24 protein-coding genes and 1 pseudogene are annotated in these 21,811 nt (G+C 73.2%); 9 read left to right on the top strand and 16 right to left on the bottom strand.

Going from position 1 to position 21,811, the window contains the following annotated elements; all coding sequences use genetic code 11:
* A pseudogene (locus ACFQ3T_RS20890) lies at nt 1-368 on the top strand (transglutaminaseTgpA domain-containing protein); the annotation flags it as partial.
* 341 nt (nt 369-709) lie between these two features.
* Here ACFQ3T_RS20890 and ACFQ3T_RS20895 read toward each other — a convergent pair.
* The 6 genes from ACFQ3T_RS20895 to ACFQ3T_RS20920 all read right to left on the bottom strand — a co-directional run bounded on the left by ACFQ3T_RS20895 (nt 710) and on the right by ACFQ3T_RS20920 (nt 6,327).
* Entirely contained in the window at nt 710-1,093 is a 384-nt protein-coding gene (locus ACFQ3T_RS20895) for a DUF3040 domain-containing protein (protein ID WP_033437744.1), read from the bottom strand.
* 646 nt (nt 1,094-1,739) lie between these two features.
* The gene (locus tag ACFQ3T_RS20900; RefSeq protein WP_380725002.1) at nt 1,740-2,663 is read right to left on the bottom strand and encodes a hypothetical protein; all 924 of its coding nucleotides are present in this window, start codon (nt 2,661-2,663) and stop codon (nt 1,740-1,742) included.
* 171 nt (nt 2,664-2,834) lie between these two features.
* On the bottom strand, nt 2,835-3,092 hold the full coding sequence (locus ACFQ3T_RS20905; RefSeq protein WP_380725003.1) for a hypothetical protein: 258 nt from the start codon (nt 3,090-3,092) through the stop codon (nt 2,835-2,837).
* An 84-nt stretch (nt 3,093-3,176) separates the two neighbouring features.
* Nucleotides 3,177-3,818, bottom strand: coding sequence for a Crp/Fnr family transcriptional regulator (locus tag ACFQ3T_RS20910; protein ID WP_380725004.1), 642 nt, complete (start codon nt 3,816-3,818; stop codon nt 3,177-3,179).
* A gap of 87 nt (nt 3,819-3,905) precedes the next feature.
* Nucleotides 3,906-5,189, bottom strand: coding sequence for a DNA polymerase IV (locus tag ACFQ3T_RS20915; RefSeq protein ID WP_380725005.1), 1,284 nt, complete (start codon nt 5,187-5,189; stop codon nt 3,906-3,908).
* 37 nt (nt 5,190-5,226) lie between these two features.
* Nucleotides 5,227-6,327 carry an amidohydrolase family protein gene (locus ACFQ3T_RS20920; protein ID WP_380725006.1) on the bottom strand — a complete coding sequence of 367 codons (1,101 nt, stop codon included), beginning with the start codon at nt 6,325-6,327 and terminating at the stop codon, nt 5,227-5,229.
* Between the two features lie 36 nt (nt 6,328-6,363).
* On the opposite strand from ACFQ3T_RS20920, the gene ACFQ3T_RS20925 reads away from it, so the two are divergent.
* Entirely contained in the window at nt 6,364-7,695 is a 1,332-nt protein-coding gene (locus ACFQ3T_RS20925; protein WP_380725007.1) for a type I glutamate--ammonia ligase, read from the top strand.
* Between the two features lie 49 nt (nt 7,696-7,744).
* Here the strand turns inward: ACFQ3T_RS20925 and ACFQ3T_RS20930 are convergent, their stop codons facing one another.
* The 3 genes from ACFQ3T_RS20930 to ACFQ3T_RS20940 form a co-directional block, all read right to left on the bottom strand.
* On the bottom strand, nt 7,745-8,404 hold the full coding sequence (locus tag ACFQ3T_RS20930) for a sigma-70 family RNA polymerase sigma factor (RefSeq protein WP_380725008.1): 660 nt from the start codon (nt 8,402-8,404) through the stop codon (nt 7,745-7,747).
* A 144-nt stretch (nt 8,405-8,548) separates the two neighbouring features.
* Nucleotides 8,549-9,136, bottom strand: a complete 588-nt coding sequence (locus ACFQ3T_RS20935) for a sigma-70 family RNA polymerase sigma factor (RefSeq protein ID WP_380725009.1) — start codon at nt 9,134-9,136, stop codon at nt 8,549-8,551.
* Nucleotides 9,137-9,213: 77 nt separating this feature from the next.
* The gene (locus ACFQ3T_RS20940) at nt 9,214-9,936 is read right to left on the bottom strand and encodes a class I SAM-dependent methyltransferase (RefSeq protein WP_380725010.1); all 723 of its coding nucleotides are present in this window, start codon (nt 9,934-9,936) and stop codon (nt 9,214-9,216) included.
* A 34-nt stretch (nt 9,937-9,970) separates the two neighbouring features.
* Between ACFQ3T_RS20940 and ACFQ3T_RS20945 the strand changes: the two genes are divergently transcribed.
* From ACFQ3T_RS20945 to ACFQ3T_RS20960, 4 genes are read left to right on the top strand one after another with little or no spacing between them, the layout of a single operon-like run.
* Nucleotides 9,971-10,807, top strand: a complete 837-nt coding sequence (locus ACFQ3T_RS20945; RefSeq protein ID WP_380725011.1) for a ParA family protein — start codon at nt 9,971-9,973, stop codon at nt 10,805-10,807.
* Nucleotides 10,804-11,436 (top strand): LysE family translocator, encoded by a 633-nt coding sequence (locus tag ACFQ3T_RS20950; RefSeq protein ID WP_380725012.1) that lies wholly within the window; start codon nt 10,804-10,806, stop codon nt 11,434-11,436. The genes ACFQ3T_RS20945 and ACFQ3T_RS20950 overlap by 4 nt, the downstream gene beginning before the upstream one ends.
* Entirely contained in the window at nt 11,423-12,217 is a 795-nt protein-coding gene (locus ACFQ3T_RS20955) for a DNA-formamidopyrimidine glycosylase family protein (protein ID WP_380725013.1), read from the top strand. The genes ACFQ3T_RS20950 and ACFQ3T_RS20955 overlap by 14 nt, the downstream gene beginning before the upstream one ends.
* A 10-nt stretch (nt 12,218-12,227) precedes the next feature.
* A complete protein-coding gene (locus ACFQ3T_RS20960; RefSeq protein ID WP_380725014.1) occupies nt 12,228-13,250 on the top strand; it encodes a quinone-dependent dihydroorotate dehydrogenase in 1,023 nt (340 codons plus the stop codon).
* Between the two features lie 141 nt (nt 13,251-13,391).
* Here ACFQ3T_RS20960 and ACFQ3T_RS20965 read toward each other — a convergent pair whose 3' ends face one another.
* The 7 genes from ACFQ3T_RS20965 to rimO all read right to left on the bottom strand — a co-directional run bounded on the left by ACFQ3T_RS20965 (nt 13,392) and on the right by rimO (nt 19,899).
* Nucleotides 13,392-14,660 (bottom strand): uracil-xanthine permease family protein, encoded by a 1,269-nt coding sequence (locus tag ACFQ3T_RS20965; protein WP_380725015.1) that lies wholly within the window; start codon nt 14,658-14,660, stop codon nt 13,392-13,394.
* A gap of 277 nt (nt 14,661-14,937) precedes the next feature.
* Nucleotides 14,938-15,717: a phage shock envelope stress response protein PspM gene (gene pspM / locus ACFQ3T_RS20970; RefSeq protein ID WP_380725016.1), complete on the bottom strand. Its 780-nt coding sequence runs from the start codon at nt 15,715-15,717 to the stop codon at nt 14,938-14,940.
* A 17-nt stretch (nt 15,718-15,734) separates the two neighbouring features.
* A complete protein-coding gene (locus tag ACFQ3T_RS20975) occupies nt 15,735-16,598 on the bottom strand; it encodes a PspA/IM30 family protein (RefSeq protein WP_380725017.1) in 864 nt (287 codons plus the stop codon).
* Nucleotides 16,599-16,892: 294 nt separating this feature from the next.
* The gene (locus tag ACFQ3T_RS20980; RefSeq protein WP_380725018.1) at nt 16,893-17,315 is read right to left on the bottom strand and encodes a helix-turn-helix domain-containing protein; all 423 of its coding nucleotides are present in this window, start codon (nt 17,313-17,315) and stop codon (nt 16,893-16,895) included.
* 156 nt (nt 17,316-17,471) lie between these two features.
* Nucleotides 17,472-17,945, bottom strand: coding sequence for a CinA family protein (locus ACFQ3T_RS20985; RefSeq protein WP_380725019.1), 474 nt, complete (start codon nt 17,943-17,945; stop codon nt 17,472-17,474).
* Nucleotides 17,942-18,475 (bottom strand): CDP-diacylglycerol--glycerol-3-phosphate 3-phosphatidyltransferase, encoded by a 534-nt coding sequence (pgsA, locus tag ACFQ3T_RS20990; RefSeq protein ID WP_380725023.1) that lies wholly within the window; start codon nt 18,473-18,475, stop codon nt 17,942-17,944. Before pgsA ends, ACFQ3T_RS20985 begins: the two co-directional genes overlap by 4 nt.
* Nucleotides 18,476-18,522: 47 nt before the next feature.
* On the bottom strand, nt 18,523-19,899 hold the full coding sequence (gene rimO / locus ACFQ3T_RS20995) for a 30S ribosomal protein S12 methylthiotransferase RimO (protein WP_380725024.1): 1,377 nt from the start codon (nt 19,897-19,899) through the stop codon (nt 18,523-18,525).
* A 245-nt stretch (nt 19,900-20,144) separates the two neighbouring features.
* Between rimO and ACFQ3T_RS21000 the strand changes: the two genes are divergently transcribed.
* The 3 genes from ACFQ3T_RS21000 to ACFQ3T_RS21010 form a co-directional block, all read left to right on the top strand.
* On the top strand, nt 20,145-20,645 hold the full coding sequence (locus ACFQ3T_RS21000) for an amino-acid N-acetyltransferase (protein ID WP_380725020.1): 501 nt from the start codon (nt 20,145-20,147) through the stop codon (nt 20,643-20,645).
* A gap of 63 nt (nt 20,646-20,708) precedes the next feature.
* Nucleotides 20,709-21,563, top strand: coding sequence for a MerR family transcriptional regulator (locus ACFQ3T_RS21005; RefSeq protein ID WP_380725021.1), 855 nt, complete (start codon nt 20,709-20,711; stop codon nt 21,561-21,563).
* Nucleotides 21,560-21,811 (top strand): hypothetical protein (locus tag ACFQ3T_RS21010; protein ID WP_380725022.1); only part of this gene is annotated, 252 nt, incomplete at its 3' end. The genes ACFQ3T_RS21005 and ACFQ3T_RS21010, both read left to right, overlap by 4 nt.

Consider the following 21,811-nt stretch of genomic DNA (forward strand, 5'->3'; position numbering starts at 1 on the left):
TGCTGCGGGCGGTGGCCGGGCTGGGTCCGGACGCGGCGGGCGCGGCGTGGCAGGAACTCGTCGCCGAGTCGGTGGACCGGGGCAGCCGCGTGCCGCGCACGGAAACCGTGCGGGTGGCCGCGCGGCGGCTGGTGCGGGCGCACAACCTGGACGACCAGGGCCGGAACGGGCTGCGCGCGGTCGTCGGGGCGGTGGAGCGGTCGTGGTACAGCGCGCAGCCGACGGCCGACCCGTCGTTGCCGGGCGCGGTGGCCGACGTCCGCCAGAGCCTCAACCGCAACGCGCCGCTGGCCCTGAAGGCCAAGGTCCTGCCGCGCTCGGTGCTCCAACCGAAGCCGCCGGCCGACACCGAGCCAGGAGACGAGTAGTCGCGGCCGAGACCGACCTCAACCCCGGTCTCGGCCGCACTACGACCTCTCGGCCGCACCCGCGCCGAGCTGCGCCGTTGGGGGCGGTCGCGCGTTGCCGCGCCCAGCCATCACCCGTGCCGCACTCGCCCGGCACCTGCCGCACCGGCCGCGCTCCGCCGGCACCCGCCGCGCTCTCCGATCACTGGCCGTTCTCGGCCGTCGCTCTCCGCACTATCCGGTTGCTGATGGCGATGGCGGCGGCGAAGTGACGCGGACACTTCGGACAAACGCACGGCCCGTCCCGGTGGTGCCCGGGGCGGGCCGTGTGTGCGTTCGTTCAGTCAGGGCTGTCGCGCGGACTACTCGTCCTCGAAACGGCGACGGAAACGTTCTTCCATCTTCTGTGAGAACGAGCTGCGGCTGGGCCGGCTTCCCTCCTCGCTGGGTTCCTCGGCACCCTGGTCACCACGACGAAGCGTCGTCACGGTGAGCAGCACGCCGAAGAACATCAACAAGAAGCCGACCACGCTCACCACCGGGATACCAGCGAGCTTCGGCAACATCACACCCGTCACCAGCAACGCGACACCCACGGCGAACAACGCGATGCCTTGGATGCGACGCCGTCGTGACGGCTTGCGCAGCTTGGCACCGCGCACAGTGGATGCGAACTTCGGGTCCTCGGCGTAGAGCGCGCGCTCGATCTGGTCGAGCAGTCGCTGCTCGTGCTCGGAGAGTGGCATGGCTCCTCCTCCGGCACAGCGGTCGCGGGCGCCGGGTAATCACGGTTGCCGCCGGTCCCGGCGGACGCCCCGCCCTGGGGGCGTCACAACCAGGATACGATTCGGGAGGCTTGCCGACTACCCAGTCCGTGCCCCTAAGCGGTTCGTTCTGTCACCATCATCCTCACGGGTCAACGGTCAGACCACCGTGAGGTCGCACGACGGGCTCCTAGGTCAACTGTCAAGGCTTCGGCGCGCCCAAATCTTCACCCCGATGCCAGGCCGGTCACGCGCCAGTCCGCCGGATCGCGGATTCCCCGGTCGATCGACCGAGACCAGGATCACAGTGCCTCATCCCTTCCCCCACCTGCCAAAAAGCCGTGACCAATCACGGACCGTCCGCGGCCGATCACCCAAGTGGTCTGAACCGCTTCGGACGACCGGCGACAATTGCCGGAGCAACCTCCCTTCACAGGCGGCGAGCGGTCGGCTCAAGCGCGAACCCCAGGGGCAGCCGACCTGATCTGTGGACGGCCGGGCGGCACCGGAGCCGATCAGTTGCCCGAGCCGGCGGCGAGCGGTCGGAAACCGACCGGGTGGCGAGCCAGGACGGCGGGGGGCAGTGGTCGGCGGTGGCAAGGGTCGGCGGGGGCAGGGGTCGGCAGGGTCAGTGGTCGGGGTGGACGTGGTGGGTGGCGGCGCTGATGGTCGGCCGTGGACGGCGGGTGGCTTGGGTGGCCGCGTTGAGGAGGTCGTTGGCCACGGACGTGGGCGATTGGCGCAGGCGGATCGGGGTGGTGTGCAGGACTACCGCTCCGGCGGCCGCGAGGCGGTCGGAGCGGGGCTTCGGGTTGTTGAACTGCCAGGCCAGCCCCAGGTCGTCCCACCAGGCGTCGGCGATGCCCAACGGGCGACCGGTGGCGGTGCGGAGCGGGACGCCCCAGCGCGGCGCGGGGAGCGGCAGGTCGTCCAGGACGGCCCTCGCCCAGGCTTGCGGCACCGAGCGGATGCCTTCCGACAGTTCCGACAAGACCTGCCTGGCGGGCTCCGACCCCCGCGACAGCCCCGGCTTCAGGTCGGCCACCGGGACGCCGCCGTGGCGCACCACCTCCGTCAGCACGGCACGGATGTCGTCCCGCCCGGGCAGCGCCCGCGCCGCGTCCACGGCGGCCCTCGCCAGCGGCACGGTCAGGAACCCCTTGCGGAGCACCGGGTCGGGTAAGTGGCGGGCGCGGGAGATGCGGACCTTGGCGGCCGGTTCGAGCACCCGGTTCACGAGGACGTGCACGGGGCCCGCGGCGGGCAGGGCGCGCATGCCGTGGAGCTGGAGCGCGTCCACGCCGGTGAGCTGGGTCTCCGGGCCGCCGTAGCGGAGCGCCGCGCGCACCAGCTGCCACCGCGTCGGCGGGGTGCGGGCCAGGAGCAGGATGCCCGGCAGCACCTGCTGCCACGGGCCCTGGGGACGGCAGCGGACGGCCAGCTCCTCGCTCGGCAGGCCCAGGGCCAGCAGCTCGGACGCGGTGGCCACGCGGTGCGGGAAGAGGCCGCCCAGGGCGTCGACGTCGATGGTGGTGCGGTTCGTGGTGCGCATGGGTCCACCATCGGCGGTCGGGGCGGGCGGGTCGACCGGGAGATCACGAACTGTGGACAACTCGACGGGTTGTGGACAACCCGGTGACGAGGAGGAGGCCTTCCGCGGGCCCGACCAGCCCGCGGAAGGCCTCGGGAAACGGCGGCCACCCCTCGTTGGCCGCCGCTTGGCTCACAGGCGGACCAGGTCCTCGCGGATCTCCACGTCCAGCTCCCGGCGGACGGCGCGCACCTCGCGCCACGCGTCGTGCACCGCGATCAGGCCACCGGCCAGCACCAGCGCGACGGCCGGCGCGACGACACCGTCGACCTCGGCCTTGACGACGACCACGACGACCGCCCACAGCTGGACGGCGGTGAACACGAGCGTGCAGGCGAGGCGCTCGGTGAAGCGGCGACGGGACCGGGCCTGCTCTTCGTTGTGGTTCATGGCTCCCCCTCTGAGCTCGACTGATGCCTCATTTCTACGAGGTCTCACGTCGTTGTTCTGCGTCAGATGACGCAGAACGGGGAGTCAGTTGGTGAAGTCGTAGAGACGGCTCACGTGGTGGATGTCGATCTTCCGCCGGCCCGTGCTGATGATGCCCTCCTCGCGCAGCGCGCGCAGCACCCGCACGAGGGATTCCCGGGACGTCCCGGCGATGCCCGCCAGGTCCTCCTGGCTCAACGCGATCGCGCCCTGGTCGGCGATGCCGCGCTCCAGCGCCATGTCGATGAGCACGGCCGCCACCCGCTGGGTCGCCGTGCCGCTGATCTGCACGCGCTGCCGGTCGGTGTCCCGCTGCCGCGCCACGACGACGATCAGGACGGCCCACGCGATGCGCGGCTGCCGCTGGCAGAGGGCCGCGAACGCCCCCGCGGACAGGACCAGCGCGCGCACGTCCCCGAGCGCCCGCACGGTCGCCGAACGCGGCCGACCGTCCACGGCGGACCGCTCGCCGACGATGTCGCCCGCACCGCGCACCGCGAGCACCTTCTCGTGGCCGTTGGCGGTGGTCGCGGTGACGCGCAGCAGGCCGCGCCGGACGACGAGCACGTGCCCGGTGACCTCGCCCTCGTGGCAGACCACCGCGCCCGCCGGGTAGTCGCGCTCCACACCGGACGCCGCGAGCACCGCGTGCTCCGCCGGCGTGAGCAGGCCCCAGAACCGATCCACGGCTCCAGCCTGCCCGGTGAGGGCGCGAATGGTCCCGACTCCCCACCGCGACCACCCGAACGGCGTGCCGCGACCGCCTGCCGCGGCTCAGGGCTCCCGGTCGGGCTTGGGCGCCTCCACGGCGGACCGGGTGGGGCCTTGGGCCAGCAGGGAGGCCGGCCGGATCGCCGCCCGCCCGAACTTCGACCGCGCCTGGTCGGCCGCCTGGTCCGCGTCGCGCCAGCCGCGTTCCGGCGCGTCGAACATGAGCTGCTCGCCCTCGTCGCCCTCCACCAGCTGCTCGATCCGCACGCCGATCAACCGGACCGCGCCCGGCGGCACCTGCTCGTCGAGCAGCGTGGACGCGGTGCGGTAGACCTCCTGCGTCACGTCCGTCGCCACGCGCAGCGTCCTCGACCTGGTGATCGTGGTGAAGTCGGCGAACCGCACCTTGATCGACACGGTCCGGCCGCGCAGTCCCCGCGCCCGCAGCGTCGCCGTCGAGCGCTCCGCCAGCCGCAGCAGCTCCCGGCGCAGCAGCTCGCGGTCGAAGTGGTCGACCTCGAAGGTCTCCTCGGCGCCGATCGACTTCTCCCGGGTGGACGGCACCACGGGCCGGTCGTCGTGCCCCTGCGCCAACGCGTGCAGGTGCTCGGCCAACGCCACCCCGATCAGCTTCCGCAGCCGCGGCAGCGGCGTGGCGGCCACGTCGGCCACCGTCTCCAGGCCGACCCGGTCGAGTTGCTCGGCGGTCCGCTGCCCCACGCCCCACAGCGCGGACACCGGCAGCGGGTGCAGGAACGACAGCACCTCGGTCCGCGGCACGACCATCAGGCCGTCCGGCTTGCACATCCCGGACGCGAGCTTGGCCAGGAACTTCGTCGGCGCGACGCCCACCGAGCAGGTGATCCCGTGGGCCTGCTCGACCTGGCCCCGGATCACCTGGGCGATCTGCGCCGGGCTGGACCGCAGCCGCTTCAGCGCGCCGCTGACGTCGAGGAACGCCTCGTCGAGGCTCAGCGGCTCCACCAGCGGCGTGATGTCGCGGAAGATCGACATCACCCCGCGCGAGACCTCCTGGTACCGGGCGAAGTTCGGCGACACGAACACGGCGTGCGGCGCGAGCCTGCGGGCGTGCGAGGTCGGCATCGCGGACCGCACGCCGAACTCGCGGGCCAGGTAGTTGGCCGACGCGACGACGCCCCGGTTCGCCGTGCCGCCGACGACCACGGGCTTGCCGGCCAGCTCGGGTTGGTCGCGGATCTCGACCGACGCGTAGAAGGCGTCCATGTCCACGTGCAGCATCGAGCAGCCGGTGTCGTCCGGCCAGACGTCGCCACGCGCGCGGAAGCGATCGACCAGACCGCGCGGCAGGTTGGCGCTGCGGCCCACGACCACCCCCCGTCAAGCCGAACACGCGTTCGACACCCTACTCCAGCCGGTACGCCCGGTGCGCGTTCTGCCACCCGATCAGGTGGGCGATGCGCTCGGCGTCCGACAAGCCGAAAGCATGCCTGCGCAGACCCGTTGACAGGAAGTCGGACAGCGCGCGCCGGAAGAACAGCGCGCCGAGGTAGTACAGCTCGGCCAGCGCGAACGCGTCGGTGGAGAACAGGAACTTCCCGAACGGCACGATCTCCAGCGCCTCGCCCAGCACGCGCCCGGCCTGGTGCGCCACCGAGTGCGTGGCCAGCCCGACGTCCACGAACACGTGCGGGAAGACCTGCGCCAGGTACCCGGCGTGGCGGTGGAACGGGTAGTTGTGCAGCAGCATGATCGGCACGCCGAGCGGCGCCGTCGCCCGCAGCAGGTCGGTGAGCAGCAGCGGGTCGCACTTGTGCAACGACAGGTCCGCGTCCCCGTAGCCGACGTGGAACTGCACGGGCAGCCCGCGGTCCAGCGCCTCCCACACCAGGAACCGGGAGATCACCTCGTCCGCGAACCGGGACGAGCCCGAGGTGAGCCACTCGTCGGCCGCCGACACCACCTCGCGGTCCGAGGGGCGCGCCGGGTCCAGCTCCAGGCCCACCCGGTAGGCCGCGATGGACTTCGCCGCGACCGCCGTGGTCGAGTCCAGCGCCTCCCGCGCCCGCGCCGGGAACCCCGAGGCCCCGTCCGGCACGACGTCCTCCGCCAACCGCTCCAGCCGCAGCACGGAGAGTTCACGCGAACCGGTGAACACCGAGGGCGCCTGGAAGCCCTCCGGCCACGCGCCGGCGTCCACCAGGAACGTCGAGATCCCGGACGCCGACAGGAACGCCCGGTTCACCTCCGCGGCGCCGAGCGACCGCCGCCGCGCCAGGTACTCCACGGCCGGCGCGAGGGACGGCAGGTCCAGCAAAGGCGCACACCAGCGCCGCACCGCGAGCCCCAGCGACGAGTCGAACAGGGACGTGCCGAGCGGGGACACCGACGACGCCTCGGTGAGGTTCGACTCGAACCCGTCCCGGTCGAGGTCGACGCCCAGCACCCCGTGGCAGTGGTGGTCGACCAGGGGCGACGACGACACGCACGGCAGCAGCGGCTCCACTTGTTGAAGGGTAGAGACCTGGTGTAACCACGCACGATGGACACAGCCGAGCGGGATCACCGGCGCGCGCTGGCCGCCGAGCTCGTGGACGACCTGCTCGACCAGGACGTGGTGGCGGTCGCGCTCACGTGGGTCGACCACAGCGGCATCACGCGGGTGAAGTCGGTGCCGCTCGCGGGCCTGCCCAGGGCCGCCGCGGACGGCGTGGGCGCGTCACCGGTGTTCGACGCGTTCCTCCTGGACGACACGATCGTCGGCGGGCGGCACGCGGGCGGGCCGGTCGGCGACCTGCGGCTCCTGCCGGACCTGGACCGGCTCACCGTGCTGGCGGGCCAGCCGGGCTGGGCGTGGGCGCCCGCGGACCGCTACGACCAGCACGGCGAGCCGCACCCGCAGGACGAGCGCGGCCTGGCCCGCGCGGTGGCCGACCGCCTCACCGTGCACGGCTACGAGGTGCAGGCGGGGTTCGAGGTGGAGTGGGTCGTCGGCCAGGGCGGCACGGAGGAGTTCCGACCGGCCACCACCGGCCCCGCCTACGGCCACGCCCGCCAGGTGGAGCTGTCGGACTACGGCGTGGACCTGCTGTCGGCGCTGGCCGAGCAGGACGTCGAGGTGCTGCAGTTCCACCCGGAGTACGCGCCGGGCCAGTTCGAGCTGTCCACCACGCCCGAGGACCCGGTGCACGCGGCGGACACGTCGGTGCTGGTGCGGGAGACGATCCGGGCGATCACGCTCCGGCACGGCATGCGGGCGTCGTTCTCGCCCAAGGTCACCGCGGACGGCGTCGGCAACGGCGGCCACCTGCACGTGAGCCTGTGGCGCGACGGGCGCACCCTGTTCGACGGCGGCGACGGCTGGTTCGGCCTGACCGAGGACGCCGAGGCGTTCGCGGCGGGCGTGCTGCGGCGGCTGCCGGCGCTGTGCGCGATCGGCTCCCCGTCCGTGGCGGGCTACCTGCGGCTGGTGCCGCGGCACTGGGCGGGCGCGTTCGCCGCGTGGGGCCTGGAGAACCGGGAGGCGGCGTTGCGCCTGGTCGCGGGCCGTGACCTGGAGATCCGCTGCTTCGACCTGGCGGCGAACCCGTACCTGGTGGTGGCCGCGACGATGGCCGCCGGGCTGGCCGGGATCGTGGACCGGGAGCGGCTGCCCGAGCCGGTCGGGGTGGACCCGGCGGACCTGCCGGACGCGCGCCGCCTGCCCACGTGCCTGGAGGACGCGGTGGCGGCGTTCGAGGGGGACGAGGTGCTGACCGAGGCGTTCGGCGCGGAGTTCGCCGCGACGATCGCCGACGTGCGGCGCGGTGAGGTCGCCCGGTTCGCCGGCTGCTCGCCGGAGGAGGTCGCCGCGGTGACCCGCTGGCGGCACTGACCCGAACGCCCCCGGCCCAGGACTCCCCCGGCTCACGACTCCCCTGGGCTCACGACTCCTCCAACGCCTTGCGCAGCCGCGCCAGCGCCCGGTGCTGGGCCACCCGGACCGCGCCGGGCGTCGAGTCGACCACCTGCGCGGTCTCCTCGGCGGACAGCCCGAGGACGACCCGCAGCACCAAAATCTCCCGCTGCCGGTCCGGCAGGACGCCCAGCAGCCGCCCCATCCGGTCGGACAGCTCGCCGTGCAGCGCCCGGTCCTCGGGGCCCGCGTCGCCGCTCGCGCCGTCGGGCGGCTCCGGCACAGGCTCGGCGCGGTTGCGCGACGCCGCCCGGTGCGCGTCGGCGACCTTGTGCGCCGCGATCCCGTACACGAACGCCAGGAACGGCCTGCCCTGCTCGCGGTAGCTCGGCAGCGCCTTCAGCACGGCGAGGCAGACCTCCTGGGCCACGTCCTCCGAGGACGCCGACGACCGCTCGCCTCGGCCGAACCTCGCCCGGCAGTACTTCACGATCACCGGCCGGATCGACGCGAGGAGCTCGTTGACGGCCCGCCGGTCGCCCCGGAGCGCGGGTTCGACCCACACGTCGGGAGCCGTCGTCCGCACGGGGGCGGGCGACGGCGCGTCCTCGCAGTGCACGGGCATCACCGCCCTCCCCGCGTGGCCGCGCCACAGCGCCACTCCTGATCCGACCACTGCTGCTGCCATCGCCAGCTCCTCGGCGTCCGCGCGCCGGCCCGCACCTTGGGGCACATGCCAACGGGACGCCCTCGACTCACCGGGATGACGCTACCGACATGAAGTTAGCCCAAACGGAGGCGTTTGAAGCGCGATCGGGCGAACTTGGGACGGCTAACGCGCGCGTTGAGTGGCGAACGCGCGCTCGACCTCCTTGCGGAGACGGGTCAGCGCGCGGTGCTGGGCGACCCGGACCGCGCCGGGCGTCGTGCCCACGGCGACGGCCGTCCGCTCGGCCGACAGGCCCACCACGACCCGCAGCACCAGGATCTCCCGCTGCTTGTCCGGCAGCACGCGCAGCAGCTCGCCGACCTTCCGCGCCTGCTCGACCCGCAACGCGTGCGACTCCGGTCCCAGGTCGTCGTCCGGACCGTCCGGCACCTCCGGCACAGGCTCGGCGCGGTTGCGCGACGCCGCCCGGTGCGCGTCGGCGACCTTGTGCGCCGCGATCCCGTACACGAACGCCAGGAACGGGCGGCCGTGGTCGCGGTACGTGGGCAACGCCGTCAGCACGGCCACGCAGACCTCCTGGGCCACGTCGTCCGCCGACGCCAACGCCCGCTCCTGCCTGCCCACGCGGGCACGGCAGTAGCGCACGACGAGCGGGCGCACGGCCGCCAGCACCGCCGCGATCGCGTCGCGGTCACCGGCGACGGCCGCCCGCACCCCGTCTTCGAGCACGTCGGGAACCGGGTCCGGCATCACGCGGCTCCGCCTAAGTGCGGGTCTTCCATGGCGCGTCCTCTGCGGTAGGCGGCGAAGCCTCCGTTCTACCCCACTCAGCCGGGCTTGCGGCCCAGCACGTGCAAGCGGGCGGCGACGTCGCGCAGCGGGGGGCGGGTCGACGCGACCAGTTCCAGCTCGGCCAGCGCCTCCGCCGCGCCGGGGTTCGCCTCCAGCACCGAGCCCGGCACCAGGTCCGACACCACCCCGTAGCCCTGCACCAGCTCCACCCCCAGGCCCGCGTCCCGGACCAGCGCCTCCAGCCCGGCCACGTCGAACCGGCGCAGCAGCGGGTCGCGGGTGCCGGCCAGCTGGCCGGCCTCGTCGTCCAGCAGCCGCCTCGCGTCGACCAGCCGGTCGCCGGTGGCCCGGTGCACCACGGCCGCGAACCGGTTCGCCACCAGCACGGACACCGCGCCGCCCGGAGCCGTGGCGGCGGCGAGCGCGGCCAGCGCGACCCCGGCGTCGTCCACGACCTCCAGCAGCCCGTGCCCGAGCACCAGGTCAGCCGAGGCCTCGTGGTCGAGCGCGTCCGTGTCGCCCTGGATGGCGGTGATCCGGTCGAGCACGCCCGCCTCGGCCGCCCGGCGGTTCAGCGTGGCCAGGGCGTTCGGGCTCGGCTCGACGACGGTCACCGCGCACCCGGCCACGGCGAGCGGCACGGCCCACACGCCGCTGCCACCACCGACGTCGAGGACGCGCGGCGGTTCGCCGCCCCGGCGGTCCCGCGCGGCGGCCAGTTCGGCGTCGAGCACCCTGTGTACGGCGTCCGGTCGCATGGACGTAGAGCCTAGGGGCCGTAGGCTGCACAACGTGCATACGGTGGCGGTGCTCAGCCTCAAGGGTGGCGTGGGGAAGACGACGGTCGCGCTTGGTCTGGCGTCGGCCGCGCTGCGGCGCGGGGTCCGGACGCTGGTCATCGACCTGGATCCGCAGTGCAACGCCACCTCGACCCTGGAACCCGACGAGACCGACGCCAGCATCTACGACGTGCTGCAGGACCCCAGCGAGGACACGATCCGGGCGGCGATCGCGCCCAGCGCGTGGGGCGACGGCGTGGACGTGCTGGCCGGTTCCGAGGACGCCGAGTCGCTGAACCACCCCGATCCCGGCGAGACGCGGCTGGGGCGGCTGCGCGAGGCGTTGAGCCTGCTCAAGGACGACGAGGAGCCCTACCAGCTGGTGCTGCTGGACTGCCCGCCGTCGCTGGGCCAGCTGACCCGGTCGGCGCTGGTGGCGGCGGACCGGGCGCTGCTGGTGACGGAGCCCACGATGTTCGCCGTGGCGGGCGTGCAGCGGGCGTTCGAGGCCGTGCAGGCCGAGCGCGAGCACAACGAGCACCTCCAGCCGCTGGGCGTGGTCGTGAACCGGGTGCGGCCGCGGTCGCACGAGCACCAGTTCCGCATCGACGAGCTGCGCGACATCTTCGGCCCGCTGGTGATGCCGGTGGCGCTGCCGGACCGGCTGGCGGTGCAGCAGGCGCAGGGCGCGTGCATGCCGATCCACGAGTGGGGCACGCCGGGCGCGCGCGAGGTGGCGCTGGCGTTCAACCTGCTCCTGGCCCGGATACTGCGCATCAGCCGCAGCAGACGCCGGGCCGTGCACCACGACTTCGACGACCAGGAGATCGAGGAAGCGGTGGACGCGTGAGCACCACCGCGCTGCTCGCGTTCACCGTCGCGGCGGTCCTGCTGACGATCACCCCCGGACTCGACACGATGATGCTGCTGCGCATGGTGCTCGGCGGCGGGCGCAAGGCGGGCCTGGTCGGCGGGTTCGGCACCACGCTGGGCTGCCTGGTGTGGGGCGCGGCGAGCATCGCCGGCCTGACCGCGCTGCTGGTGGCGTCCCGGTTCGCCTACGACGTCGTCCGGTACGCGGGCGCGGCCTACCTGCTGTGGCTGGGCGGGTCGGCGCTGTGGAAGTCGTGGCGCGGCACGCCGGCCGCGCCGGCGGACGTGCCCTCCGTCACGGCGCCGCAGGCGTTGCGGATCGGGTTCACCACGAACCTGCTCAACCCGAAGATCGGCGTGTTCTACCTGAGCCTCCTCCCCCAGTTCCTGCCCTCCGACCAGGCGTCGGCCGGCTGGGGCGCGCTGCTGGTCGGCCTGCACGTCGCCGTCGGCCAGGTGTGGCAGCTCGTCGTCGTGTGGCTCGCCGGACAAGCCGCGGTGGTGCTGACCAGGCCGGACGTGCGCCGGTGGACCGAGCGGCTGACCGCGACCGTGCTGGTCGGGTTCGGCCTGAAGGTGGCTTTCGACAGCGGTGCCCGAGGGTGACACGGTCTTCCTGGCCGGGCACCGCCTGAACGAGGCGCTGGCCGGCCGGCGACTCCTGCGCGGTGAGCTCCGCCACCCCCGGTGGGCCACGGCCGACCTGAGCGGCCGCGACGTGCTGGAGGTGCGGTCGGTCGGCAAGCACCTGTTCACGCGGTTCTCCGGCGACCTGAGCCTGCACAGCCACTTCCGCATGGACGGCGCGTGGCACCTCTACCGGCCCGGCGAGCGCTGGCGGCGGCCCGGCCACCAGGTGCGGGCGCTGCTGGAGGTGCCCGACCGGGTCGCGGTGGGTTTCGCGCTGCACGACCTGGAGCTGCTGCCCACCGACCAGGAGTCGCGGCTCGTCGGCCACCTCGGGCCCGACCTGCTGGGCGACTGGGACGCCGAACGGGCCGCCGAGGCGGTCGCCAGGCTCGCCGCGGACCCCGACCGCGAGGTCGGCCTGGCGCTGCTGGACCAGCGCGTCATGGCGGGCGTGGGGAACCTCTACAAGGCCGAGGTGTGCTTCCTGCTGGGCGTCTCGCCGTGGACCCCGGTGTCCGCCGTGGACCCGGCGGAGGCCGTGCGGCTGGCCCGCAAGCTCCTGCTCGCCAACGCGTGGCGCCCGGAGCAGAACACGACGGGTCTGATGGAGCGCGGCCGACAGCACTGGGTGTTCGAGCGGGGCGGCCGGCCGTGCCTGCGCTGCGCGACGAAGGTGCGGGTCGGCGGGCAGGGCGCGGGCGTGCTGGAGCGTCCCGCGTACTGGTGCCCGCGCTGCCAGCCAGGGCCGATCGCTTAGGGTTGCCGCCGTGGTCTACAAGAGCGTGGTGCGCAAGGCGTTGTTCCGGATGCACGGCGGCGACGCGGAGCGGGTCCACGAGACCACCCTCGGCCTCCTCGCCGCGGTGAGCCCGGCGGCGAAGCTCGTGCGGCGCAAGCCGGCGGCCGAGCGCACCGTCTTCGGCGTGCGGTTCCCCAACCCGGTCGGCCTCGCCGCCGGGCTGGACAAGAACGGCCGGGCGCTGCCCGCGTGGGGCGCGCTCGGGTTCGGGTTCGTCGAGGTCGGCACGGTCACCCGGCACCCGCAGCCGGGCAACCCGAAGCCGCGCCTGTTCCGGTTGCGCGACAGCGAGGCGATCATCAACCGGATGGGCTTCAACAACGACGGCGCGCAGGAGCTGGCCAACCGGCTGGACCGCCTCGGCCCGCTGTCCGTGCCGCTGGGCATCAGCCTGGGCAAGTCCAAGGTCACGCCGGTCGAGGAAGCCGTGGAGGACTACCGGACGTCCCTGCGGGCGCTCTACCGGCACGGCGACTACTTCGCGATCAACATCAGCTCGCCGAACACCCCCGGCCTGCGCGGCCTGCAGGACCGGGGCGCGCTGACCGAGCTGCTGTCCGCGCTCAACGCCACCGCGCACGAGCTGGCCGGGTCGAAGCCGCGCAAGCCACTGCTGGTCAAGATCGCGCCCGACCTGACCGACGAGGCGATCGCCGAGCTGCTGGACGTGTGCGCGTCGCACGAGGTCAGCGGCCTGATCGCGACGAACACCACGCTGTCGCGCGACGGGCTCGCCCCGGCCGACCAACGCCTGGCGCACGAGGCGGGCGGGCTGAGCGGCAAGCCGCTGGCCGCACGGGCCCGCGAGGTGGTGCGGTTCGTCAGCCGGGAGACCGACGGCAAGCTGCCGATCATCGGGGTCGGCGGCATCGCGAGCGCCGACGACGCCAAGCGGATGCTGGACGCCGGCGCGAGCCTGCTCCAGCTCTACACCGGGTTCATCTACGAGGGGCCGGGCCTGGTGCGGCGCATCACCCGCTCGCTGGCCTGAGCCACGCCGGCCGTCCGCGCCGTCTGTCCGCGTCGTCTGTCCACGTCGTCTGTCCGCGCCGGCCGTCCGCGCCGTCTGTCCACGTCGTCTGTCCGCGCCGGCCGTCCGCGGCAGCTGCCCGCGGCGGGCGGGAGCCGCGGACTACGGCCGGCCGACCGGTCCCGGCCTGGGCTTGCGGATGGCGTCCAGCGAGCGCAGCACCGGGTGCAGGATCACCACGAGCAGCGAGCCCCACACGAGGCCGCCCAGCTCCAGCTCGCCCAGCCGCAACGTCAGGTCGCCCACGCCCGCCACCAGGGCGGCGCCGCCGACCAGCGCGTTGCCGGGGTTGGCGAGGTCGACCCGGTTCTCCATCCACACCCGGACGCCGACGAGGCTGATCAGGCCGAGCAGGACCAGGGTCGCGCCGCCGACCACGCCCGCCGGGATGGACCCGACCACCGCCGCGGCCTTCGGCGAGAACGCCAGCAGCACCGCGGCCACGCCGGTCACCGCGTACGCGGCCGTGGAGAAGACCTTGGTCACGCCCATCACGCCGATGTTCTCGGAGTACGTCGTGGTGCCCGACCCGCCGCCGATGCCCGCGAGCGCGGTCGACAGGCCGTTCGCGATGATCGAGTCGCCGACGTTGCCGTCGAGGTTGCGGCCGGTCAGCGTGGCGATGGCCTTGACGTGGCCCACGTTCTCCGCGACCAGCACGATCACCACCGGCAGCACCAGCAGCGTCACCGACGGCCGCAGTTCCGGCGCGTGGAACGCGGGCAGGCCGAACCAGTCCGCCCGGCCGATGGCGGCCGTGTCGACCAGGCCGAGGACGAGCCCGAGCAGCCACCCCGCGACGACGCCGATGAGCACGGAGAACCGGAAGAACGACCCGCGGCCCAGCACGCCGCACAGCAGGATGATGCCCATCGTCACCACGGCAGGCAGCGGTTGCCGCGCGAACGAGTCGGTGGCCTGGTGCGACAGGTTCAGGCCGATGAGGACGACCACCGCGCCGGTGACGACGGGCGGCATCACGGCTTCCAGCAGCCGCACGCCCAGGGCCTTCACCGCGACCCCGATGATGATCACCAGCAGGCCGGCCGCGAGGACGCCGCCGAGCTGCGCGGCGATGCCTTGGTCGCGGGCGGCGGACAGCGGCGCGATGAACGCGAACGACGCGCCGAGGTAGCTGGGCACCCGGTTGCGGGTGATCACCAGGAACAGGAGGGTGCCGACGCCGGAGAACAGCAGCGTGGTGCTGACCGGCAGTCCCGTCGTGGCCGGGACCAGGATCGTGGCGCCGGACATGGCGGCGAGGTGCTGGGCGCCGAACCCCACGGTGCGCGGCCAGCTCAGCCGCTCCTCCGGCGCGATGGCGTCGCCGTCGGTCGAGCGGCCATCACCGTGCACGGTCCACAACGCCACTCAATGACCTCCCCGGCGACCAGGACGGACCACGCTGTCCGACCCAGGGATCCTGCCACGCCAAGTAGTGGCTGCGGCTAGGTAACAGTCTGATAATCACACGATCGCAGCAGCGTACGCCACTACCGCTGCCAAAGCAGCCGTACTCTGCTACGCAACGTGACGTAACCGAGGTTCGTGCAGATGGCCGCGCGCCGTTCAGCGGGACGTGCCGCAGGCGGCACGACACCCCCGCCGTCTCAGCGGGACGTGGCGCCGTTCCGGCGGGACGGCCGGCCTAGCGCGACAGGTCGCGCAGCGCCGACGACAGGCCCGCCAGGTGGTCCGTCGCGTCGCCCAGCACCTGCCGGGGGTTGGACGCGGTGCTCTCGGCGAGCACCCGACCGGCCGCGGCGACCAGGGCGCAGTAACCGTCCACGCCCTCGTCCAGCTGGGCGCGCAGTCTTCGCACGCCCTCGACGAGCGGGGCGCGGTCCAGCGGCGGCGCGGTGTCGCGGGCCCGTTCCACGGCCTGCAGCTGGTCCGAGACGGCCCGGATCGCGGACGCCGCCTCGACGCCCGTCGACCTGGCCTGCTCGACCGAGTCGGTGGGCACGGAGGTCAACGCGGCCGAGTCGAGCTGCCGCAGCAGCTCCCGCAGCGTGTCCTCGGCGGCCTCCAGCCGTTCCATCGGCTGCCGCGCCGCCGACGAGCGGGCGGGCAACGCCTGCCGGGACGGCAGGGCCGCCATCTGCTTGCGGGCCGCGTCGATGCCCCGCATCTTCTGGTGCGTGCGGACCGTCAGCACCGAGGTGCCGGCGAAGCCGAGGGCCGCGCCGATCCCGACGCCGGCGGGCAGCACGCCGGTCAGCGTCAGCGTGCCGACCACCGCGAGCAGGGCCAGCACGATCAGCCAGAAGGTGAGCACGCGGCTCGATCGGCGGTACCGCCGATCGAGCTTCGCGCGCGGGTCGTTCCAGGCGGCGTACCGCCGTTTCACCTGGTCCGCGAGTTGCCCTTGGAGTTGGCCACCGACGATCTGGACGATCTCGCCGGCCACCTTCCGCCGGGGTTCCATCGCGGACACCACTCCTCTCAGCCCTGGCTCGCCGGCGGGTTCTGCTGCATCTGCTGGGTGGGCTGGGCCTGCGCCTGCTGCACCCGCTGCTGGATTTCCTGCTGGATGCTCGCGCTCGCGCTCGCCGGCTGACCGCTCGTCACCTCGCCGGCGACCTTGCCGCCGGACATCGACGCGCGGATCTGCTCCAGCCGCGAGTGGCCCGCCATCTCGGTGGTCGACGCCTGGACCTCCAGCATCCGGCCCTGCACCGAGTTCTGCGCCAGCTCCGCCGAGCCGAGCGCGGTCGTGTACCGCTTCTCGATCTTGTCGCGGACCTCTTCGAGCGACGGCGTGTTGCCCGGCGCGGCCAGCTCGGTCATCTGGCGCAGCGAGTGCGAGACCTGCTCCTGCATCTTCGCCTGCTCCAGCTGGCTGAGCAGCTTGGTGCGCTCGGCGAGCTTGGTCTGGAGCACCATCGCGTTGCGCTCGACGGCCTGCTTGGCCTGCGTCGCGGCCTGCAACGCCTGGTCGTGCAGCGTCTTCAGGTCCTCGATGTTCTGCTCCGACGTCACCAGCTGCGTGGCGAAGCCCTGGGCGGCGGTCTCGAACTGCGCCGCCTTCGCCTCGTCGCCCTTCGCGCGGGCCTCGTCGGCGAGCACGAGCGCCTGACGTGCGGAGGCCTGGAGCTTCTCCACCTCGCCGAGCTGGCGGTTGAGCTTCATTTCGAGCTGGCGCTGGTTGCCGATCACCGCGGCCGCCTGCTGGGACAGCGCCTGGTGCTGCCGCTGAGCCTCCTCGATGGCCTGCTGGATCTGCACCTTCGGGTCGGCGTGCTCATCGATCTTGGACGAGAACGCCGCCATGAAGTACTTCCATGCCTTCACGAAAGGGTTGGCCATCTCCTACGCCTGCCTTCTCCGCACTTCCCTGGCTCGCGCTCGTGATTGGCAACGACCCGGTGCCGGTGTTGGTTCCATCGTGTCAGTTGTCCCGCGCTGCTTCCACCGACCTGGGGAGATATCCGGGTTCACCCTGAGTCACCCCCCGACTTTCGTCGACATGGTCATCCTGCCCGTAGGGGTGCGGGCGCACGCGCCGACCCCGCGGGCGGTTGCCAACTCGTTGCACGGTCCCCGCCAACGCCGAAAGCCGAGCCGGTCGGACCGGCTCGGCTTCCGCACGGGTGCGCTGGGTTACGCCGCCACCACCGCGTTGCGCGGCTTGCTGATCGCGGTGGACAGCCGGTGCGTGAGCACGGGCTGCAACCGCAGGTCGGACAGGTCGTTGCCGATCACCGCCGGCACCAGGGCGCCGCCCTCCAGGCTCGCCGACGCGGGCGCGGCGCGCTCGGTCAGCTCGGCCGGGGTGGGCACCGGCTGCTGGACCGCGCCGATGTCCGAGGCGACCAGGTGCAGCAGTTCCGACAGGGGCAGGTCCAACGCCTCGCAGATCGCGGCCAACAGCTCGCTGGACGCCTCCTTGCGGCCACGCTCCACCTCGGAGAGGTACCCCAGGCTGACGCGGGCGGTCCTGGAGACCTCGCGCAGCGTGCGGCGTTGGGTGGTGCGGGCATGGCGGAGCCGATCACCGATCGCCTCGCGTAGCAGCACGGTCATCGCGCGCCTCCTTCCGGCCGGCCGTGCCACCACGTTACCGACCCGTTCCGTCGACGGGCAGTGACTTCCGGACACGTCCGCCAAGGGCGAACGAGTGAACTCACGGGTAAGTTCCCGCGGCCGTGCGCGGGTGTGACCGGGAACGCGCTGCTCATGTCACTCGTCCGGGATCTCCAAGTGGGTGTGCAGGAGGTCCAGCGCCGCCGCCGTCGATCTTGCCCGTACTTCGTGACGATCACCACCGAGAGTGAGCGTGTCGACGAACGAACCGGACGGACCGGACAAACCGATGTGGACGGTGCCGGGCGCGACCCCGTCCTGGGAGTCCGGGCCGGCCACGCCGGTCAGGCCGAGCCCCCATGTCGCCCCGCAGCGCTCCCGCGCGCCCTCGGCGAGCTGCCGGGCCACCTCGGGGTGCACCGCGCCGAGGTCGGCCAGCAGGGCCGCGTCCACGCCCGCGAGCGCGTGCTTGAGGTCGGTGGCGTAGACCACGAGCCCGCCGCGCACGACGGCGCTGGACCCCGGCACGGACGTCAGCTCGGCGGTCACCAGCCCCGCCGTGAGCGACTCGGCCGTCGCCACCGTCTCGCCGCGCCGCTTCAGGGCGCGCACGACGTCCTCGGCGCTCACGCCCCGGCCACCGCCCGCTTCCCGCGCGCCCGCAGCCGCACGGCGCGGATCACGTAGTCGACGCCGGTGACCACGGTCAGCACCACGGCCGCGCCCATCATCGCCACGGCGACGAACTCCAGCCACGGCGGCAGCGGCAGCAGGTACAGGCCGATGGCGAAGATCTGCACGAGCGTCTTCACCTTGCCGCCGCGGCTGGCCGGGATCACGCCGTGCCGGATGACCCAGAACCGCAGCAGCGTCACGCCGAGCTCGCGCACGGCGATGACGACCGTCACCCACCACGGCAGCTCGCCGAGCAGGCTCAGGCCGATCAGCGCGGCGCCGGTCAGCGCCTTGTCCGCGATCGGGTCGGCGATCTTGCCGAAGTCGGTGATCAGACCGAGCTTGCGGGCCAGGTTGCCGTCCACGTGGTCCGTGACCGACGCCACGGCGAACACGCCGAACGCCGCCAGCCGCCACCAGAACTGGTGGCCGTCCTCCGCGAACAGGAGGTAGAGGAACACCGGCACGAGCACCAGCCGGGACATCGTCAGCACGTTGGCGATGTTCAGCACCGGCACGCGCGCGGGTTCGGTCACCTCGGGAGCACCTCGATCGCTGTGACGACCAGGTCGACGCCCTCGGACGCGTCCACCCGGCACCGCACCAGGTCGCCGACCTCCAGGCCGTCGGCGTTCGTGACGACGCACTCGCCGTCGACCTCGGGCGCCTGGTGGGCGGCCCGGCCGACGCAGTCGTTGTCGTCGTCCTCCGCGGTCTCGACCAGGACTACGACCTCCTCGCCGACGCGGTCCTCCGCGCGCTGCGAGGTCAGCTCCTCGACCAGGTTCGAGATCCGCGTGACGCGCTCGGCGATCGTGTCGGCGTCCAGCTTGTCCGGCAGGCCCTCGGCCTCGGTGCCGTCCTCGTCGGAGTAGCCGAACACGCCCACCGCGTCGAGCCTGGCCGCGGTGAGGAAGCGCTCCAGCTCGGCGACGTCCTCCTCGGTCTCGCCCGGGAAGCCGACGATGACGTTGCTGCGGATGCCCGCGCGCGGCGCGAGGGAGCGGATCTGCTCGACCAGGCCGAGGAACGACTCGGTGGACCCGAACCGGCGCATCCGGCGCAGCACGGACGCGCTGGAGTGCTGGAAGGACATGTCGAAGTAGTCGGCGACGCCGTCCGTCGTGGCGATGGCCTTGACCAGCGTGGGCTTCGTCTCGGCCGGCTGGAGGTAGGAGACGCGGACGCGGTCGATGCCGGGCACGGCGGCGAGCCTGGTCAGCAGCCGCTCCAGGCCGCCCAGCTCGCGCGGCAGGTCCTTGGCGTAGGAGGTGGAGTTCTCGGAGACCAGGAACACCTCGCGCACGCCCTGCTCGGCCAGCCACATGGCCTCGGCCACCACCTCGTCCGGGTGGCGGGACACGAACGCGCCGCGGAACGACGGGATCGCGCAGAACGAGCAGCGGCGGTCGCAGCCGGAGGCGATCTTCAGCGGCGCGACGGGCGTGTCGGTGAGGCGGGTGCGCAGCACGCGCGGGCCCCAGCCGTGGCCGGGCACCTGGACGTCCTCGACGACGGCCGGGCGCTGCACGGGGGTCAGCGGCAGCAGCGTGCGGCGGTCCACCGGCTGGTGGGACTCGACGGTCTGGCCGGCGAGGACGTCGTCCAGCCGCTCGGCGAGGTTCGCGTAGTGGTCGAACCCGAGCACGGCGTCCGCCTCGGGGAGGCTGTCGGCCAGTTCGGCGCCGTACCGCTCGGCCATGCACCCGACCGCGACGACCTTCGCGCCGCTGTCGGAGGCGGCGAGGAGCGTGTCCACGGAGTCCTTCTTGGCGGACTCGACGAAGCCGCACGTGTTGACCACGACCACGTCGGCCTCGTCGTCGACCAGCTCCCAGCCGCCGGCGGTGAGGCGACCGGCCAGCTCTTCGGAGTCGACTTCGTTGCGGGCGCACCCGAGGGTCAGCATGGCGACGCGCTTGGACGTGGTGGGGGAAGACACGGTGCTCAGCGTAACCGGCGCGGTGGCCGTCGCCGCCCGGCCGTGCGTCGTCCGTGCGGGGGCACGTGCCGCACGCCTCACCGCGGCGTCCGCGCGACCGACGACGGCACTCGTCGCACGGGCGTCCGAAGACCCGGCGGCGGTGACGCCGGGCGGCCCGTTTCCGGTCACCTGGGCGCTCGGCCCGTCGGGGCGAGGCCTACGTTTGACCCGTGAACGACCCGATCAACGTGCGGCGGGCCCGGACCGGTGACGTGCGTGCGATGAAGACCCTGATCGACGCGTACGCCGGCAAGGTGCTGCTGGCCAAGCCGCTGGTGACGCTGTTCGAGGACGTCCAGGAGTTCTGGGTCGCCGAGCAGGACGGCGCGGTGCTGGGGTGCGGCGCCCTGCACGTGCTGTGGGAGGACCTGGCGGAGATCCGCTCGGTGGCGGTGGCGCCGGAGGCGCTGGGGCGGGGCATCGGGCACCGGATCGTGCGCCGGCTCATCGAGACGGCCCGCGAGCTCCAGCTGGAGCGGCTGTTCGTGCTGACCTTCGAGACCACGTTCTTCGGCCGGCACGGCTTCGTGGAGATCGACGGCACGCCCGTCTCCCCCGAGGTCTACGAGGAGATCATGCGGTCGGCCGACGAGGGCGTCGCCGAGTTCCTCGACCTCTCGTACGTGAAGCCGAACACCCTCGGCAACTCGCGCATGCTCCTCCACCTGTAACTCTTCGAGTAATAACTCGAAGAGTATTGACTCCACGAACGGCGACCCACCAAGATCGGCGTCGTGGAGCAACTGACGGTGGACGAGCTGGCGGTGCGGGTCGGCCTGCCCGGCAGCACGATCCGCATGTACCAGACCAAGGGCGTGCTGCACCCGCCGCGCCGCCAGGGCCGCGTCGCCTACTACGACGCCTCCCACCTCGAACGCCTCACCCTCGTCCAACGCCTCCAGGCGCGTGGCTTCTCGCTGCCCGCGATCGCCGAGCTGGTCAAGGCCCGCGAGAAGGGCGCCAGCGTCGCCGCGGTGCTGGGCGTCGGCGAGGCGGAGGGCCCCGACGACTGGGTCCGCATCCGGGTCCGCGACATCAGCCGGCTGGTGCCGCTGGGCGATGTCCGGCCGCGCGTCCTGCGCCGCGCCGTGCAGCTCGGCCTGGTCCGGTGGCGGCGGGGCTGGCCGCACGCCCGCCGCTGGGCGCTGGAGGCGGGCAACCGGCTCGCCGCGCTGACCGTGCCCAGCGACGACGTGCTGGACAAGTTCGCGAACCTCCGCACGGCCACCGACGGCATCGCCGCCGACTTCGTGGAGGTGTTCGAGCGCAGGCTGTGGCCGCAGCTCGCCGACAACGCGGGCCAGGACGACCAGCTCGACCGGATGCGCGCGCTGCTCGTGGAGCTGACCTACACGGCCGAGACCGTCGTCATCGGCACGCTGCGCGAGTCGATCCGGGACGCCGCCGAGGAGTTCGCGCGCCGGCACGGGCTGCTGCCCAGCGACGACTTCCAACCCGCGTGGGTGGAGGAACCGGTGCCGATCGCGGAACGTCTCATCGACACCGAGGAGGACGACGAGGTCCCCGACGAGCCGACGATCCAGCGGTTCCTCGACCGGGGCGACGACCACGACGAGCCGGTCCGATGACCGCGCTCGTGCCCGACCCGGCCTGGCGCGCCCAGGTGCGGGACGAGGGCTTGGTCGTGCACGCCGGCGCGGACCTCGCCTACCTCCTCCCGGACGTGCCCGCCGCCGAGGCGCGGGTGCTGGTCGAGCTGTTCGAGCCGGTGCGGAGGGGTACGGCTCGCCCGCTCGACCCGGACCGGCTCACCGCGCCGGTCCGCGCGCACCTGCCGCAGCTCCGGTCGCTGGGCGCGCTGCGCCCGGCGGGCCTG

It is taken from the genome of Saccharothrix hoggarensis (assembly GCF_042678885.1).
Lineage (GTDB): Bacteria > Actinomycetota > Actinomycetes > Mycobacteriales > Pseudonocardiaceae > Actinosynnema > Actinosynnema hoggarensis.

What these genes read in the sequence shown, in the direction of transcription:
- pspM (WP_380725016.1), bottom strand. Translation starts at nt 15,717, where the DNA reads ATGGAACCCCGGCGGAAGGTGGCCGGCGAGATCGTCCAGATCGTCGGT.
- ACFQ3T_RS20930 (WP_380725008.1), bottom strand. Translation starts at nt 8,404, where the DNA reads ATGGCAGCAGCAGTGGTCGGATCAGGAGTGGCGCTGTGGCGCGGCCAC.
- ACFQ3T_RS20905 (WP_380725003.1), bottom strand. Translation starts at nt 3,092, where the DNA reads ATGAACCACAACGAAGAGCAGGCCCGGTCCCGTCGCCGCTTCACCGAG.
- ACFQ3T_RS20925 (WP_380725007.1), top strand. Translation starts at nt 6,364, where the DNA reads ATGGACACAGCCGAGCGGGATCACCGGCGCGCGCTGGCCGCCGAGCTC.
- ACFQ3T_RS20975 (WP_380725017.1), bottom strand. Translation starts at nt 16,598, where the DNA reads ATGGCCAACCCTTTCGTGAAGGCATGGAAGTACTTCATGGCGGCGTTC.
- rimO (WP_380725024.1), bottom strand. Translation starts at nt 19,899, where the DNA reads ATGCTGACCCTCGGGTGCGCCCGCAACGAAGTCGACTCCGAAGAGCTG.
- ACFQ3T_RS20940 (WP_380725010.1), bottom strand. Translation starts at nt 9,936, where the DNA reads ATGCGACCGGACGCCGTACACAGGGTGCTCGACGCCGAACTGGCCGCC.
- ACFQ3T_RS20900 (WP_380725002.1), bottom strand. Translation starts at nt 2,663, where the DNA reads ATGCGCACCACGAACCGCACCACCATCGACGTCGACGCCCTGGGCGGC.
- ACFQ3T_RS20895 (WP_033437744.1), bottom strand. Translation starts at nt 1,093, where the DNA reads ATGCCACTCTCCGAGCACGAGCAGCGACTGCTCGACCAGATCGAGCGC.
- ACFQ3T_RS20935 (WP_380725009.1), bottom strand. Translation starts at nt 9,136, where the DNA reads ATGCCGGACCCGGTTCCCGACGTGCTCGAAGACGGGGTGCGGGCGGCC.
- pgsA (WP_380725023.1), bottom strand. Translation starts at nt 18,475, where the DNA reads ATGTCCCGGCTGGTGCTCGTGCCGGTGTTCCTCTACCTCCTGTTCGCG.
- ACFQ3T_RS20980 (WP_380725018.1), bottom strand. Translation starts at nt 17,315, where the DNA reads ATGACCGTGCTGCTACGCGAGGCGATCGGTGATCGGCTCCGCCATGCC.